Source organism: Fictibacillus enclensis, assembly GCF_030123385.1.
In the GTDB taxonomy this organism is placed as follows: Bacteria; Bacillota; Bacilli; order Bacillales; family Fictibacillaceae; genus Fictibacillus_C; species Fictibacillus_C enclensis.
In genome coordinates this window covers 3,708,600-3,725,027 of the sequence record NZ_CP126109.1, presented here as the reverse complement: position 1 = coordinate 3,725,027, position 16,428 = coordinate 3,708,600, and the positions used below count along the sequence as shown (strand labels likewise).

12 protein-coding genes and 3 pseudogenes are annotated in these 16,428 nt (G+C 39.3%); 13 read left to right on the top strand and 2 right to left on the bottom strand.

Annotated elements, in window-relative coordinates; translation table 11 throughout:
• Positions 1-172 precede the first annotated feature (172 nt).
• The 9 genes from QNH15_RS19535 (at position 173) to QNH15_RS19495 (ending at position 9,223) form a co-directional block, all read left to right on the top strand.
• The gene (locus QNH15_RS19535; protein WP_283889814.1) at positions 173-1,678 is read left to right on the top strand and encodes a nitrate/nitrite transporter; all 1,506 of its coding nucleotides are present in this window, start codon (positions 173-175) and stop codon (positions 1,676-1,678) included.
• A 13-nt stretch (positions 1,679-1,691) separates the two neighbouring features.
• Positions 1,692-2,360 (top strand): sensor histidine kinase, encoded by a 669-nt coding sequence (locus tag QNH15_RS19530; RefSeq protein WP_283889813.1) that lies wholly within the window; start codon positions 1,692-1,694, stop codon positions 2,358-2,360.
• Between the two features lie 16 nt (positions 2,361-2,376).
• On the top strand, positions 2,377-3,027 hold the full coding sequence (locus QNH15_RS19525) for a response regulator (RefSeq protein ID WP_283889812.1): 651 nt from the start codon (positions 2,377-2,379) through the stop codon (positions 3,025-3,027).
• The gene (locus QNH15_RS19520; RefSeq protein ID WP_283889811.1) at positions 3,017-3,481 is read left to right on the top strand and encodes a GAF domain-containing protein; all 465 of its coding nucleotides are present in this window, start codon (positions 3,017-3,019) and stop codon (positions 3,479-3,481) included. Before QNH15_RS19525 ends, QNH15_RS19520 begins: the two co-directional genes overlap by 11 nt.
• Complete coding sequence (locus QNH15_RS19515; protein WP_283889809.1) at positions 3,474-5,171, top strand: PAS domain-containing sensor histidine kinase; 1,698 nt, start codon at positions 3,474-3,476, stop codon at positions 5,169-5,171. Before QNH15_RS19520 ends, QNH15_RS19515 begins: the two co-directional genes overlap by 8 nt.
• A 99-nt stretch (positions 5,172-5,270) precedes the next feature.
• Complete coding sequence (gene hcp / locus QNH15_RS19510; RefSeq protein WP_430667175.1) at positions 5,271-6,608, top strand: hydroxylamine reductase; 1,338 nt, start codon at positions 5,271-5,273, stop codon at positions 6,606-6,608.
• A 601-nt stretch (positions 6,609-7,209) separates the two neighbouring features.
• Positions 7,210-7,338 carry a M4 family metallopeptidase gene (locus QNH15_RS26250; RefSeq protein ID WP_430667174.1) on the top strand — a complete coding sequence of 43 codons (129 nt, stop codon included), beginning with the start codon at positions 7,210-7,212 and terminating at the stop codon, positions 7,336-7,338.
• A gap of 1,087 nt (positions 7,339-8,425) precedes the next feature.
• A complete protein-coding gene (locus QNH15_RS19500; protein WP_347343356.1) occupies positions 8,426-8,662 on the top strand; it encodes a hypothetical protein in 237 nt (78 codons plus the stop codon).
• Between the two features lie 90 nt (positions 8,663-8,752).
• Positions 8,753-9,223: an NUDIX domain-containing protein gene (locus QNH15_RS19495; protein WP_283889807.1), complete on the top strand. Its 471-nt coding sequence runs from the start codon at positions 8,753-8,755 to the stop codon at positions 9,221-9,223.
• 311 nt (positions 9,224-9,534) lie between these two features.
• On the opposite strand, the gene QNH15_RS19490 is transcribed toward QNH15_RS19495, so the two are convergent.
• Positions 9,535-9,777, bottom strand: a complete 243-nt coding sequence (locus QNH15_RS19490) for a hypothetical protein (protein ID WP_283889805.1) — start codon at positions 9,775-9,777, stop codon at positions 9,535-9,537.
• A gap of 1,122 nt (positions 9,778-10,899) precedes the next feature.
• A pseudogene (locus QNH15_RS19485) lies at positions 10,900-11,514 on the bottom strand (transposase); the annotation flags it as partial.
• 486 nt (positions 11,515-12,000) lie between these two features.
• Between QNH15_RS19485 and QNH15_RS19480 the strand changes: the two are divergent.
• From QNH15_RS19480 to QNH15_RS19460, 4 genes and pseudogenes are all read left to right on the top strand, one after another.
• A complete protein-coding gene (locus tag QNH15_RS19480) occupies positions 12,001-12,630 on the top strand; it encodes a hypothetical protein (RefSeq protein ID WP_283889803.1) in 630 nt (209 codons plus the stop codon).
• A 315-nt stretch (positions 12,631-12,945) separates the two neighbouring features.
• Positions 12,946-13,072, top strand: a pseudogene (locus QNH15_RS19475) (DDE-type integrase/transposase/recombinase); the annotation flags it as partial.
• Positions 13,073-13,489: 417 nt separating this feature from the next.
• A pseudogene (locus QNH15_RS26245) lies at positions 13,490-14,665 on the top strand (exosporium glycoprotein BclB-related protein); the annotation flags it as partial.
• Positions 14,666-15,320: 655 nt separating this feature from the next.
• Positions 15,321-16,415: a tetratricopeptide repeat-containing glycosyltransferase family 2 protein gene (locus tag QNH15_RS19460; protein ID WP_283895669.1), complete on the top strand. Its 1,095-nt coding sequence runs from the start codon at positions 15,321-15,323 to the stop codon at positions 16,413-16,415.
• The last annotated feature ends 13 nt before the right edge of the window (positions 16,416-16,428 follow it).

The window sequence follows — 16,428 nt, the reverse complement described above, 5'->3', positions numbered from 1 at the left end:
GGATTAAGAAGGTTAAACCGTGTCCAGATTGCACTCACCTCCGCTTGTATTTCGACGATTTTCATTTTTTAGCCGTCCCATTTAATAGTCTAGTATCGTTCACAAATGACACGTGGACCACATTTGATGCGGACAGCCGCCTTTATTATGGAATCAGAAAGGAAAGATTAATATGAATAGGAAAATTCAGCTTCCTTTACAAACGGTGAACTTGATTGCCGGTTTTATGGTATGGGTCTTGATCTCTTCATTGTTACCTTTTATAAAAGAAGATATCAACATTCCCGCTGATAAGCTTGCATGGGTCACTGCGGTGCCAGTCATATTAGGATCCTTACTTCGTATTCCACTTGGTTATCTTACTAATCGGTTTGGTGCAAGGAAACTATTTATCATCTGTTTTCTGATTCTATTATTTCCTGTCTTTTATATAGCCCACGCTTCTACCTATGTAGATCTTTTAGTAGGTGGTCTGTTCCTGGGTGTAGGAGGGGCGGTATTTTCAGTAGGAGTGACCTCTGTCCCTAAATATTATCCAAAAGAAAGGCACGGATTTGTCAACGGAATTTATGGAGCAGGTAACATTGGTACGGCCGTTTCCACCTTTGCAGCTCCCGTCCTTGCTTCTAAATGGGGATGGACCCTAACTGTTCAGTTTTATCTGGTGCTCCTTGCAATCATTGTAATTGCCAACCTTTTTCTTGGAGATCGACGAGAAACGAAAGAACGAACCAAACTATCTGAGCAACTGAAAAGTATCTATAAAAACGAAAAATTGTGGTTGTTCTGCCTTTTCTATTTTATAACGTTTGGTTCGTTCGTTGCTTTTACCATTTACTTGCCTAATTTTTTGGTATCCAATTTCGGGTTAGAAAAGGTGGATGCTGGGATAAGGACCGCAGGCTTCATCGTCCTGGCAACCCTTATGAGGCCGGTAGGAGGGTGGCTCGCAGATCGCTTCCATTCCTTAAAACTCCTCATGTTTGTATTTGGAGGTTATACGCTTTCCGCCATGCTTCTGTCTTTCGCTCCATCTATCCAACTATACACGCTAGGGTGTCTAACCATTGCGTTTTGTGCAGGAATGGGCAACGGAGTCATTTTCAAGCTGGTTCCAAGTTACTTTCCGAAGCAAGCTGGTATTGTGAACGGTGTGGTATCCGCTATGGGTGGACTCGGAGGGTTCTTTCCTCCACTGATCTTGGCTGTCCTCTTTAAACTCACAGGGCATTATGCCATTGGTTTTATGGCCTTATCGGAAGTGGCGTTGGCAAGTCTGGTACTCGTAATCTGGATGTATTACCAAGACCGTCTAAGCATGTCGGCTCAAGTCTTAAACAGCACCGCAGAGGGAATCATGATCACGGATAAGGAAGGGAAGATTATTTCTGTGAATCCGGCGTTCAGCGAGCTGACCGGTTATGCCCCTGAAGAAGTGATTGGAAAAAATCCGAATCTGTTAAAGTCTGGTCTTCAAGATCAAAACTTTTATAAGAACATGTGGCTTTCCATTGAAGAAAAAGGATATTGGCAGGGAGAAATTTGGAATCGGAGAAAAGACGGCCGAAACTATCTTGAATGGTTGACCATCAGTGCCATAAAAAATGAAGCAGGAGAAATCAACCAGTTTGCGGGCATGTTTAGTGATATCACACACTATAAGAAAAAAAGCATGTAAATCAGGAGGAGCTATGATGGGAGAACCATCCAAACAATCAAAGGAATCGGTAATATCTTATATCATACAAACCCAGGAAGAGGAACTGAAACGTATTTCCTATGAACTTCATGAAAGTGTTGGTCAAACCCTGTATAGTTTCTATACAGGGTTGCAGTTTATTGAGAGCGGAATTACCGACAACCATATGAAATGCTTTGCAGGGGAGATGGTGCAGTCGTTGGAACGGTCGATTAAAGAGATCCAAATGGTTTCTGTTGAACTTCATCCGCCAACTCTAAGTACACTTGGCATCTATCCTGCTTTAAAAAGTTATGCAAAGCAATATACAGCAACGTTTGGCATTGAAGTGGAGATAGAAGAAGGAGGAGAGGAGAAAAAGCTACCGGAAGAGCAAAATGTGACGTTGTTTCGAGTGTGCCAGGAGGCTCTGCATAATGCAGCGAAGTATGCAGACACCTCATTTATTAAAATCATCTTTACATGGACGGAAGACTGCTTGAAGATAGAAGTAAAAGATTATGGAAAAGGATTTCAATTTGACGAGGCACAAACCCAGAGTTTGCCAGGCCTACAGGCCATGAAAGAGAGGATGCATCTTGCTGGAGGGGAATGTATCATTTCTTCTCGTGTGGGAGAAGGAACGGAAGTGACCATGGTACTTCCTTTGATAAATCCTTAGAAGAGGAGAGTAATTCATGAGAATTTTGTTGGTGGATGACCACGCCGTTGTACGCAGAGGGCTGACGATGCTATTAAACGCACAGCCGGAAATGGAGGTTGTTGGCGAGGCTTCAGAGGGAAATGAAGGTATCCAAAAAGCGCTGGAGCTAAAGCCTGATATTATTATTATGGATTTGAGCATGCCGCACGGAAAAGATGGTTTGAGTGCAACATCTGAGTTAAAGAAGCTTTTACCGGACGCTGCCATTCTTATTTTGACCATGCATGATGATGAAGAATATTTGTTCCGCGCCATTCAGTCGGGCGCTTCTGGATGTATATTGAAAAGTGAACCGCATGAAGAGCTAATAATGGCCATCCAATCGGTCTACAATGGGAACGCGTACTTAAACCCAGCAGCGACTAAACGACTCATGGAGGAATACTTAGTCAACGTTAATCGGGGAACCGTAGATTCCTATAGCCTGCTGTCCGATCGGGAAAAAGAAGTTCTCACCTTAATTGCTAAGGGATATTCCAATAAGGAAATTGCCAATCAGCTTGTGATCTCGGTAAAAACAGTAGAAACTCATAAGGGACACGTGATGGAAAAGCTGAAGATGAAAACAAGGCCAGAACTCGTGGCCTATGCCTTAAAAAAAGGGTTGTTGGGCTATGGCGTATAAATCCTCATTTATGCTCGAACTTGAACGACTAGCACAAGAACTACAATGTTCTTTTGCAGGAATAGCTATCCAGGATGGAACAGGATCCGATATTCATTGGCGCTATGCGTATGGCAACCGAAACGAAAAATATAAAAAGATTTCAGTAAGGTATGGCAAAGGGATTGCTGGAAAAGTAATCTCCACCGGTCAAGCGATTCAGGTGGATCATTTTCCTAAGAGTATTAATGGGAAAGCCGTAGAATATCCTATTATGTTGGCCGAACAATTGGTTTCCGCGTATGCGGCTCCCTTGAGATTAGCTGGTCAACTGAGGGGAGTCTTATTAGTAGGCTACCATCAGCAAACGGAAATAACTCACACCCTAAAAGACCTTGTTCAAAACAAAGCGCAGAGATTAGAAGACCTTTACCTGTCTGAATCCCAAGAAGGGAGAACAGGGGACCATGTATAGAGTAAAGCAAGAACAGGCAACAAAGGCTAACCTAGTGGTAGAGGTATCTGGACGTGTCATCGAGTATATAAGCCAAGAAGCGAAGGCTTTATTTAATTGCAGCGATAAGCAGGGGGAAATCCTCTCAACCTTACTACCTGAAACGGATCTTTCAATCCTGCCGGAGGGAAAAGCAGTAAGGCAAACAGGAATCCGATCCGGACAAGGAACCTTTTCGATTTACATAAAAAAACACTCATTTTCCCTTCGAAGTGAAGACTTTTACCTTCTTTCCATCATGGAAGTGGAGGAAGAATCTGAGCAAACTCTCAAGGAATTATTGGATATTAAATTCGCCTTAGATGAATCAGCGATTATAGCGATGACGGATAAAAGGGGGAAAATAACCTATGTAAATCAGAAGTTCGTCGATATTTCTCAGTATTCCATGGATGAACTGTTGGGAAAAGACCACGGAATGATAAACTCTGGATACCACTCAAAGGAATTTATGAGAAACCTGTGGCAAACGATTTCCTCAGGAAACGTGTGGCGTGGAGAAATTAAAAACAGAGCAAAAAATGGTGACGTTTATTGGGTAGATACGACGATTGTTCCTTTTTTGAGTAAGGACGGCCAACCATACCAGTATTTAGCCATCCGTTATGAGGTTACAGAGCATAAGAAGGTAGTTGAACAACTAAAGCAGTCTATACAAGAATTAATGGATGTTAAATTTGCACTTGATGAATCCTCTATTGTCGCCATGACCGATAAAAGAGGTAAGATTACCTATGTGAATGACATGTTTTGCGAAATCTCCAAATATAGCCGGGATGAACTGATAGGGCGTGACCATCGGATTATCAACTCTGGCTATCATTCCCGAGAGTTTTTCGGAAATCTGTGGAAAACCATAGCTGCAGGGAAAGTATGGAAAGGTGAAATCCGCAATAAAGCGAAGGATGGAACGTATTACTGGATGTATACAACCATTATTCCGTTTTTGAATGAAGAAGGGGAGCCTTTTCAGTATATGGCCATTCGCTCAGAGATTACGGAAAAAAAGCGGGTAGAACACGAACTACAACAGATGATGAGACGCATACTTGATGTCCAGGAGGAAGAACGCAAACGACTGTCCCGCAATCTTCATGACGGGATCGGTCAAAATCTCTACAGTCATCTCATCACCATCAATGTTTTGCGGTCACAGCTAAATCATCCACTACTTGATCAGATGCAAAAAGAGGCATCGGATTTAATTGAAGAAGTTCGGGATATATCATGGGAGCTTCGTCCGTCCGTTTTGGACGACCTAGGACTTGTACCAGCCATTCGATCTTTTTTATCTCGTTACATCGATAACTATGGAATTGATATTGATTTTAATTGTTCTCTTCCGCTTCAGAGGCTTAGCATTGCGATTGAAACCACCATTTACAGAGTCATACAAGAAGCGCTCACGAATGTGCGAAAGTACGCAAAAGTGAAACATGCCACTGTAGACATTGTTACTGTAGACGAAAAAATAAAAGTCAGCATTCGTGATGATGGTCAGGGGTTCGATAAAAAGCATCTCCAGCGCGGGGTTGGATTGTTCAGTATGGAAGAGCGCGCCCGGTCTGTAGGTGGTGGTTTGGACATTCAGTCGGAAATAGGGCGTGGTACCACCGTAATTCTTGAATTACCAACTCTGTCCGATAGGTAAGTCCATTTTGAAAAGGCAACACCATCTCTTAAAGGTTTTGTATCTGTGATGCTGGTCACGGAAACAAAACCTTTTTCGGTATATTCTAAAATAGTAAAAATGAAACCTACAACTCTTAAGATAAGAGCATGTAGGAAGGGGATGAGAAATGTGTTTTGTTATCAATGTGAGCAAACTCCAACTGGCGGCTGTAAGACTATAGGGGTATGTGGAAAAGATGAAACCATTGCCAGTTTACAAGATACTATCATCTTTGGCTTAAAGGGTATTGCGGCTTATCGAACACATGCGAATCAATTAGGGTATACCGATTCATTTGTTGATGCTACAACACACGAAGCCTTATATTTAACGTTAACCAACTCCAATTTTAATGTACCGGAACATATTGATATGGCATTGCAAGTTGGAAAAGCTGCCGTACGGGTAATGGATCTTCTGGACCAAGCCCATACCGACCGCTTAGGAATTCCGTCTCCTGCGAAAATTACTCAGAATAAAATTGAGGGCAAAGCGATTGTGGTTACAGGCCATAACTTGTTTGCATTGGAAGAACTATTAAAACAAACAGAAGGTAAAGGTATAAATATTTATACTCACTCTGAGATGCTACCGGCACACGGTTATCCCCAACTAAAGAAATATGCCCATTTAAAAGGAAATATCGGGAAAGCGTGGTACGATCAACGGCGTTTATTCGAAAAGTTTTCAGGGGCCATCCTAGCCACTACCAACTGTGTAATGCCGATCAAAGGAACTTACGCGGATCGAATGTTTTCGTATGAGGTAGCTGGCTTAGAAAACGTCAGAAAAATTGAAAAGGATGATTTTACTCCACTGATTGATCGAGCATTAGAATTGCCAGTGGTGAATATTGAATCAAGCGAAACATTAGTTACAGGCTTTCACCATCAAACGATTATTGGGTTAGCACCTGAAATCATTCAAGCAGTTAAAGACAAAAAAATCAATCATTTCTTTGTTATTGCTGGTTGTGATGCACCTGGTAAGGGAGGGGATTATTATCGGAAACTGGCCCTCTCTTTGCCATCAAACACGGTCATCTTAACTACTTCTTGCGGAAAATTCCGTTTCAATGATGTGGACTTTGGAGTCGTTCCTGGAACAGATATTCCCCGTTATGTTGATCTTGGACAATGTAACAATTCCATCTCAACTGTAAAAATTGCACTGGCCCTGGCAGAGGCTTTGGATTGCGAAGTGAGTCAGTTACCACTTAGTATCGTCCTTTCTTGGTTTGAGCAGAAAGCCGTTGCCATTCTACTTGGTTTGTTTAGTCTAGGCATACAAGATATTCGCATTGGACCGAAACCTCCAGAGTTTATATCATCTGGTGTCATGCAAGTATTGGAAGGGAATTTTGGTCTAAAGTTAATTGGAAATGCGGAAGATGACCTGCTTGCCATGCTTTCTTAACTTTCGATGAAATACGGTTCAATGATTTAATCAATGACCAACTCATTAATGAAACCTTCAAGCTTGCTGCGACATGCATTGGTAGGTATTATCAAATGCTTTGAGAAGCAATTAATATTGAGATAAAGACAAGTGGATTTTAATCTTGAATAGTCTTTGGGATTGTATGAATGGCAATTGCCGAGGAATTAGATGTATCTACTGAGTGTGTTTGAGCAAACAGCTCTATCAAAGAAAAAAGATCTGTTAGTCAAAATTATGGTATGATTGTATTACTAAACACCAGAACATACACCTAAAAAAGAGGCCTTCTTAGGCCTCTTTTTATATTCTTTGGTAAAGTGCCAAAGTTTCTTTCGGGTGAATATATTTTATTGGGTGCCCTACATACCGTTTGTTAGAATATATTTATAGAGAATTAAAAATTTGAAGCATATGGAGTGTATAACATGATAGTAGTTAATGGTAAAACAATAAAAGGTTTTTTATATGATTCTTTAGAGACAGCAAAGGAAGACTCAGAGGGAAATCGACCAATGATCATTAATATCATATATTAATCAGCGAACTATTTTTGTTGGGTTTTACAAACTCACTAGATGTGATTGGGCACGAACTTACACATGGAGTGACCCAGTTCACAAGCGGGCTAGAATATGAAAAGCAGCCTGTAGCTTTAAACGAACATCTCTCGGATGTTTTTAGGATTGCTATAAAGCAATATCATTAAAGCAATCAGCACAGGATGAAGACTGGTTAATCGGTGCTGAGATAATGGGACCCTCATTAAAAAGGCAAGCACTCGTTCTATTAGTATTGCTAATATCATGTTGGTTTTAGTCATCATCAATCATAGAAAGACACGCAATATATTCCGTACACAAGTTCATCATTGGGAACCGCATCCATTTCGTTTTCGTGCCAATTTTGTGCCAACTGAATTTGAAAAGCATTGAAAAGGTTTAAAAATGGAAATAGGGAAAACCTTGATTTAACAAGGTTTATGCATCTATTGAATATGTTATGAAAGCCTTCATTAATCAAGTTCGAGATGGAAGGTTCAATCGGTTAATTTTAAGAAACCCTTGGTATATAAGGAATATACCAAGGGTTTTTCTTTGTGAAAATCGGTTCGTGCCGATTTTGTGCCGGTTTGAATCTTTACATTGAGAGTATACGACGTTCAAAGCATAATACAAATTAAACCATTGTCTATGTGCTAAAAAGACCTATGTACAGAATTAATATACATAGGTCTTTTTATAAGGCTCTTTTCGTAAAGATTGTTGCAATATAGACCATCCTTCTGATAGCTGATAAAATACTCTTTTTGCGGGAAATAAAAAAACAGTCATTCCAGTATGAAACTGCTGTATTTGCTATTCAATAAAAGCACATCTATTAACCAAATTAAAATAACTAATTTTCTCATTACCAAGAGCTGATCGCAGTTCCTTTTCTTGTGCAACTAATGGGGCAGGATTGTTGAATAAGGGAATTGATATTTACAAGGGGTGATAAAGTGAAATTTGAAAAAATTTGATGTAAAGAAACATCGAGATACAGTAGTTGAATTTAATGTAAGTTTTGGAGACACTGCGGGGTTCGGTAAAGAAGAGGAATATCTCCATTTTAGATGAAAAAATATCAGCTTTTCCAAAAGGCTTTGTTTTAGTGGAGGAAGAACGTAAATATATTGGACAACTTGAATTAACCGTTCGTGAGTTTCGAAGGTAAATACATATGATTGGACTCAAAATGAAAAAGCATCAACACTTGAAGACCTAAAGCTGATTGGTCAACAAGAAAAGAATGCTGTGGCCGAAGCTGATTTTATCGTTGTTTTATTACCAGCTGGAAAAGGAAGTCACATTGAATTTGGAATAGCTTTGGGACTCAATAAAAGAATTATTCTCTATTCACCCAACAATGAAATCAATAACCTTACTACCACAAGCACTTTTTATCACCTATCTGAAGTTGAATCTTTCATCGGTTCGTTAGATAAATTAGGTGAATTTTTGACATCAAATGAAGATAAGGTCCTCAGTTAAAGGGTGCATTTCATCAAGAAGGAGAATTGCTCTTTTTTATTGAATTTAGGACAAGGGTTTTGAAAAAGAGAAATCAATGAGGTGATTTAATTGCAGAAACCATTTCATAATTTAGCCAGGGCTGTCATTATTAAAAATAATAAGATTCTACTTGCAAAAGCAATTGGAACCACAAATACTTTTCTACCTGGTGGTCACATTGAATTTGGAGAAAGTGCAAAAGACGCACTTGAAAGAGAGTTAACAGAAGAATTAGGTATTAAACCTAAAGTGGGGAAATTGCTTGGATTAGTTGAGCATAAATGGGAAAAACAAGATATATTACATTGTGAAATTAATCAAGTTTTTGAGGTTGAAAGCGATGAATTAGACTCAAATGATTTTCCTGTATCAAGAGAATCTCATATAACGTTTTTCTGGTCTAAAGCCGATAAATTAGATGCCAACAACTTACAACCCTACCCATTTAGAGATTTACTTAAAGGTTATCTAAATGGAATTAATGATGTTTGGTGGGAAAGTACATTAAAAACTGAAATAGATGTATTTAACAAAAATTAAGTTTTATCTTCTACGGCTTCTATGCGGAGGCATAAGACGGATAAAAGCGATGCCCATCGGCTCGCTCAAACTCATTTTACCTCGGACAGAAAAAATAAAATCGCACAAGACGATTATTTTTGTTCAGTACACTCAAGATAATTAAATAATTGTCGCTTCCGAAAGAGGTATTGAATCAGAAAACAAAATCAATACGATAAATTTAAAAACCCTTGTCATAATAAGGAATTATGGTAACAGTTATTATTACGATTTTAGTTCATTTCGATTTTGTGAGGATTCAGGGAGTATGTGTATTCTTACGATGACTTCTAATTGTCGAAGGTAGAATCTTTAACCGAGGATTTTTTATGATTATATAACCATTCTTGTACAACATCTTCAAACAAAATTTCCCTGTCATGTACAGTGTGAACGTAATAGATTTTTTCTTCTACAGCATTTGCCTCTATTTGGGCTTCTTTTTTGCTGCAAAAAGTCCCTATACTTAATTTTACATCCTTCGAAACACGTGCTTGCCACAAACCACTGTTTAATTTTCGGAAATTAGCCATTCCTTCCCCTCCTTAAAGGTGGTGAGAACAAACGGGATACAGTATTATTCAGCTTTTTCCTTTGTCGATAAAAGTTGTTGCCTAGAGATGCCGCCCCCATATCATGTAAGCTTGGAGGAGCACCCTCTAACATTGCTTACGTTCGCTGACATGAATCAAAAAAACTGGCAAACTGGACATAAAGAGGCCCATGTCCAGTTTGAATCAACGATTATTCCCTATAAAAACGGACAAACCCCTTTTCAAAGAAAATTGAAAAGGGGTTTGTCTACGGTCTGTGAGAACGCCTTAAAGGCGTGCTCTAGAAATAATTAATACCAGCGATTTTTCTTCTTTCTCTTTTTGAAGGAGCTGGAGCTTGAGCTTGAGCTCGACTTAACGCGCTTTTTGAAGGAGCTGGAGCTGGAGCTTGAGCTCGACTTAACGCGCTTTTTGAAGGAGCTTGAGCTTGAGCTCGACTCAACGGGCTTTTTGAAGGAGCTTGAGCTTGAGCTCGACTCAACGTGCTTTTGGCTGGAGCTTGAGCTTGAGCTCGACTCACCGTCTCGCTGCACGATATTCGCTTCCACCTGCTGATTCTGCTTGTTGCAGGAGCAGAAGCTGGAGCTGGAGCTTGATTCAACGTGCTTTTTGAATGAGCTCGAGCTAGAGCTGGAACTGGACTCATGAAAAATCTTCTTTTTCTTTTTCTTTTTGCAATGACATTTTGGGTAGCCAGGGTCTATGATCTCATTTATTGATTCTTCTTTATATACATGGCGAGGGACATATTTGATATGCTCTCTGTTAATACGGATGATAGGGTGAACGAATGTTACTTCTCTTTCGGTATATTTGTTTTTAACAATATATTCTGGATCACAATAAATTTTTTTTCGACATTTCTTTTTTCCTCCCATTTAAATTCACCTCCTACTCTATTAAATGCATATAGAGAGACGTTGGCATGGACAAGTTACTTATTTCTAAAAAATTGTGTTGTTGGGGTGAACGTCATCACTAATCGCTTTCCTTAGTTTGATCGTTCTACAACTAAACCAGCTAATAGTTAGTCAAAATTTTTTCAATTAAATAGATTTTTATATTATGGTATGCTAACCTGCTTGTTTGGAAGGTTTTTCTTTATTTAGCCAAATGGATTAACTTAGCAATATCTTGGAAAGTCATTTTGCTATTTAAAAGGGACAAATATCCATTGTAAAAGCTTATTTGCACAGGCTATAACAACTACTTTAAAAGGTTTTCCTTCCTCATGTTTCTTATCATAAAACTCTCTTAATTTTTTATTGAGGGAGGAGTTCATCTGTGGGTTTTCTTCTTTCTACAGTCACGGATTGCACACCTTACAGCCATGTATAAAGCGTGCCTAAGACGGCTGGAACCTCTTTTTGTAATCCTGTTCACAGTACCTTTGAATTTGCCTGATTCAGTCTATGCCAGCGAATGCGACAAGCTTTTTAGGATGGTCAAACCGTTCAATCTTTCCAATTTCGGAAATGATCATGGCAGCGACCTTTTCTCCTATACCAGGGATGGATTGATTGATTGTATATTCTTCAATATCTTTTTCCCAAAGCTCATTTATCTTGTCAGTGATTGTTTCTCCATCTACTTCCAAGATGATTTGAGATGTAGGGAATTCAAGTAATGTGAGCAGAGAAACAACCGAATATAGATCGCCGAAAACGCCTCTATATAAAGGAACACTTGATCCAAAACTGATTGAAATTGCAGTTCTTTTTTGTATTTGTGCAATAAAACTTGAAAATACAAAGATTATGTGTTGGGTTGATAAATATAGTCCTGAATTGATGAAAAAGTACGGTGTCATCTTAAACCAACAAATTACTCATGGAGAGTCAATGAAGCGTAAAAAAAGTTAAAGATAAATGGATGTACTAAGATATTTATATGTGCAGCAGGTTGATTAACATTGATTTTTATCTAAGCGAATTAAGAGATAAACAAGCAGCCTCATGAAAGGTTTGGCTGTTTTTTCATGTTTAAAGCCTCGTGCCAAACTCAATATTTTTCTATTACCTATATTAAATGGGGTAATAAAGGTTGGATACAGTGTACTTATTTTCAACATGTGCCCAAGGATTTAAAAAATGTTCCGTATTTTCAAAAAAAATGGTAGGTTTTATTGTCTTTTATCCAATCAGGTTTCATTTAATTTCATAGAATATATTAAAGTTTAATAGAAAGGAGAGTTGAAATAATTTGAGTAGTGATAAATTCAAATGTACTAAAAGATGTAAAAATTGCGGACGTAGAAAATACAAATGCGAGAGTAAAAAATGTTCGGATTGCGGACATAATAGATGCAAATGCAATGAAGGAATTAATCAAAATCAAAACGTTGAAGTGAATGTAAATGTTGCTGACTGCATAAGAGGACCAACCGGACCAACCGGACCGACGGGGCCAACAGGTGCAACAGGACAAGGTGGTGTACTTGCTTACGGCTCCCTTTATGGAGTGAATAGCTTAATACCAATAACGACAGGACAGAGATTTGATTTTTCAACCCAAGGTCCATTCTCTGGAGTAACCCCTGATAAAGTTAACGATGAAATCATAGTAGGAAGTTCAGGAGTATATACTATTGAGGTGACTTTTAGTGTACAATCCCTACCAAATGATTCTTCCATTTTTAGTCTATTTATTAATAATGTGGAAGATACAAGAGGTAGAATGATTCATCTGCAAAATGATACTCAAATTGATAATCTTGCGAAAATAATTCAAATAAATCTTAATGCCAGGGATGCGATAGCTGTCGAAGCGGTCTTTGTACAAGGCACTGTAGCTTACTTCAACCCCTCACTTGTAGTCACACGTATAGCATAGAACTGTTATGTAGTATCTCTTTGTATTCCAATGTTGTTACTTTTAGAGCATAATAGGCCAATAGGAGTCCCGCCGACAGGACGTATTGGCTCAAGATGCTTCTGACATTATTATGACTTATAGAAGATCTGAATTCTCCGACTCTTAATTCTGAATAGTATGGCATATCGATGCAATTTAATACGAGGAAGGGTTTTTGAATTAAACGGATATACTGTATTTTTCTAGAAAAGAAATGGTGTATGACAAATCAAAATCTATTGAATGAAGCTTAATCAGCTACAACAAAAGGCCCCTGGAGTCAATGAAACGTAAATAAAAATTAATGGTCAATGGATGTACGAATATTATTATGTGCAGAAGATGGATTAAGATTGATTTTTATCTAAGTGAATCAAGAGATAAACAGGCAGCCAAACGCTTTTTCAAGAAAGCTTTGGCTGTTTTTTCATGTTTTTAAGCCTTGTGCCAAACGCAATATGTAGATTCTGTTGCCTATATTAAATGGGCTTCTGATCATTTGCCTAGGGATTAAAAAATGTGCTTTTTTTAGGCAGGTTTTATCGCTTTTATCCAAACCAATTCAATTCTATTTCATAAAATATAGTAATCTTTAATAGAAAAGGAGAGTTAAAATAATATGGGTAGTGATAAATACGAATCTCATAAAAGATGTAAAGATTGCGGACATAGAAAATGCAAATGCGAGGAAAAAAGATGTTCAGATTGCGGACATAGAAAATCCAAATGCAAATGTAATAAACAAAATCAAAAAGTTAAAGTGAATGTAAATGTAGGTGACTGCAAAAAAGAAGTTAAAAAACGAAGAGGACCAACGGGGCCAACCGGACCAACGGGGCCAACCGGACCAACCGGACCGACGGGACGAACAGGACCAACCGGGCCAACCGGGCCGACGGGACCAACCGGGCCGACGGGACCAACCGGGCCGACGGGACCAACCGGACCGACGGGACGAACCGGACCGACAGGGCCGACGGGACCAACCGGACCGACGGGACCAACCGGACCGACGGGACCAACCGGACCGACAGGACCAACCGGACCAACCGGACCAACCGGACCAACCGGACCAACCGGGCCAACCGGACCGACCGGACCAACCGGACCGACCGGACCAACAGGGCCGACGGGACCAACCGGACCGACCGGACCGACCGGACCAACAGGACCAACCGGACCAACCGGGCCGACAGGACCAACCGGACCAACAGGACCGACAGGACCAACAGGACCAACCGGACCAACGGGACCAACAGGACCAACCGGACCGACAGGACCGACAGGACCAACCGGACCAACCGGGCCGACAGGACCAACCGGACCGACGGGACCAACCGGACCGACGGGACCAACGGGACCAACCGGACCGACAGGACCGACCGGACCAACAGGACCAACCGGGCCGACAGGACCAACGGGACCGACAGGACCAACGGGACCAACAGGAGCAACGGGAGTTACAGGACCAACGGGATTACCAGGACCTGGTGCAATAATTCCATTTGCTTCAGGCTCCCCAGTAGAATTGACAAGTATTGCTGATGGATCAGTTAACACTGCCGGTCTTATTGGATTCGGGAGTTCTATTGATGGTGTTTCTATTCTTGGAGCTACTATTACTCTAGGTGTCGGGGGCGTTCTTGACTTCGCATTTGTAGTTCCTCGTGACGGAATAGTGACATCAATATCTGCATTCTTTAGTGCTACAGCGGGAGTAATAATAAGTGAAGATGTAACTGTTAGAGCACAATTATGGACGAGTACTACTGCGGGTGTACCTGATCCAAATAGCAGCACCTTTACTCCAATAGCAGGCGCTTTTGTAGATTTAGTACCAGACTATAACCCACTAGTAGTCCTTGGAGATAATGCATTTGGTACTGCTAGTCCAATTTCAATTCCAGTAAGTACAGGAGATAAACTAATAATGGTGTTTTCTTTAGTAGGCTCAGATAATATTCTTCTCGATTCCCTTACAGGTTTTGCAAGTGCAGGTATTGTAATTAGCTAGACACAGATTTGCAACATTCTTTTTATAGCAACTGGGAAGGATTACTTTTAAGTAATTCTTCCTTTTTGTGTATTTCGCCGATTTGATTTATTAGATGAAGGTTCAGATAAAAAGTCCTTCATTTATTTTGATTTTTATGAACAGGTTTCATATTCCATATCGATTTTTACTGTCTTTATAAATGACCGAATAGTCCTTTATTTGATAACTTCAAAGTGTAAAAGGAAACGCTATTGATTGCATATAATCGTATTCTGCGTATTATTTAAAACGCCCGTAAGTTTACGGGAAAATGTCGGGTTTTATTAACTCTGTACCGAAAATCTTAATTTCTGAATAGCATGGCGTAGAACCTTTTTTAGCTCCTGCACGTTAATTTGCAGCTCGGAAGAATAAATTCAAAAGACCTACAGTGTTGAACGTGTAATACGTATCTGAAAGGTTTGTTAAAGTGGATTAGTTTCGTACGGGTGACGGAGCGACAATTCATTTTAAGCATCTTAGTTATCCTGTGATTGATTTTAACGTGTTTTGTAATTTTAATTTTTCAGAAAACTTTACGTTAAAGTCTGTCGGTTTATTTCTTTTTAAAAAAGGCATTTATGAAAATTTCTCATATATTATGATTACAAAATTTTATCTTAGAGGTGTAATGATGCTTTCAATAAGTCTTTGCATGATTGTGAAAAATGAAGAGGAAGTTTTAGAGCAATGTTTAAATAGCGTTTTCCACTTATGTGATGAAATTATAATTGTAGATACGGGGTCAACTGATAAAACGAAGGAGATTGCTGAAAAATTCACGGATAAAATTTATGATTTTAAATGGATTGACGATTTTTCTGCAGCAAGAAATTTTGCTTTTAGTAAGGCTAATATGGACTATATCCTATGGTTAGATGCTGATGATGTGTTACGAGAAGAAGATCAAAAGAAATTAGAAGCTTTAAAATTAAGTTTGGATCCAAGTGTTGATGCTGTTTCTATGAATTACATTTTAGCATTTGATGAATATGGGAACCCATCGTTCTATTTTAGAAGAAATCGCCTTGTTAAGCGAATCAATAACTTTAAATGGATTGGCCCCGTGCATGAATACCTTGAAGTGAGTGGTAACATATTTTCATCAGACATAGCAGTGGTGCATCGAAAAAGCGATAAAGCAGGTAGTGATCAATCTGTAGGAAGAAACCTTAGGATTTATGAAAAACGGATTAAAGCAGGCGAGGATTTTAGTCCACGTGACTTATATTATTATGCCAATGAATTAAAAGATAACAATCAATATAAAAAGGCAATTATTTATTATAGGGAGTTCTTAGCAACCAAGAAAGGTTGGATAGAAGATAATATTAGAGCCTGTCTTTATATGGCAGAATCCTACGCCATTTTAGGTGATAAAGACGAAGAGGTGGAAATTCTCCTGAAATCTTTTACTTATGATGTCCCACGATCTGAAAGCTGTTGCCGATTAGGAGATCATTTCAAAGCCAAAAAGGATTTTCAAACTGCCGTTTTCTGGTACAATACAGCGGTTCTAAATAAGCCGCAAACACCACAAGGCTTTCATAATGAATCATATTCTACTTGGTATCCTCATTTGAGCCTTTGCGTTTGTCATTGGGAATTGGGAAATGTGGAAAAATCTATTGAACATAATGAAATAGTAGAGCAATTTCGTCCGAATGATCCACAAGTGCTATTTAATAAACGTTTTTTCGAAGACTATCTTAGTAAGAATAAAACTTAGACTATAACCCCAG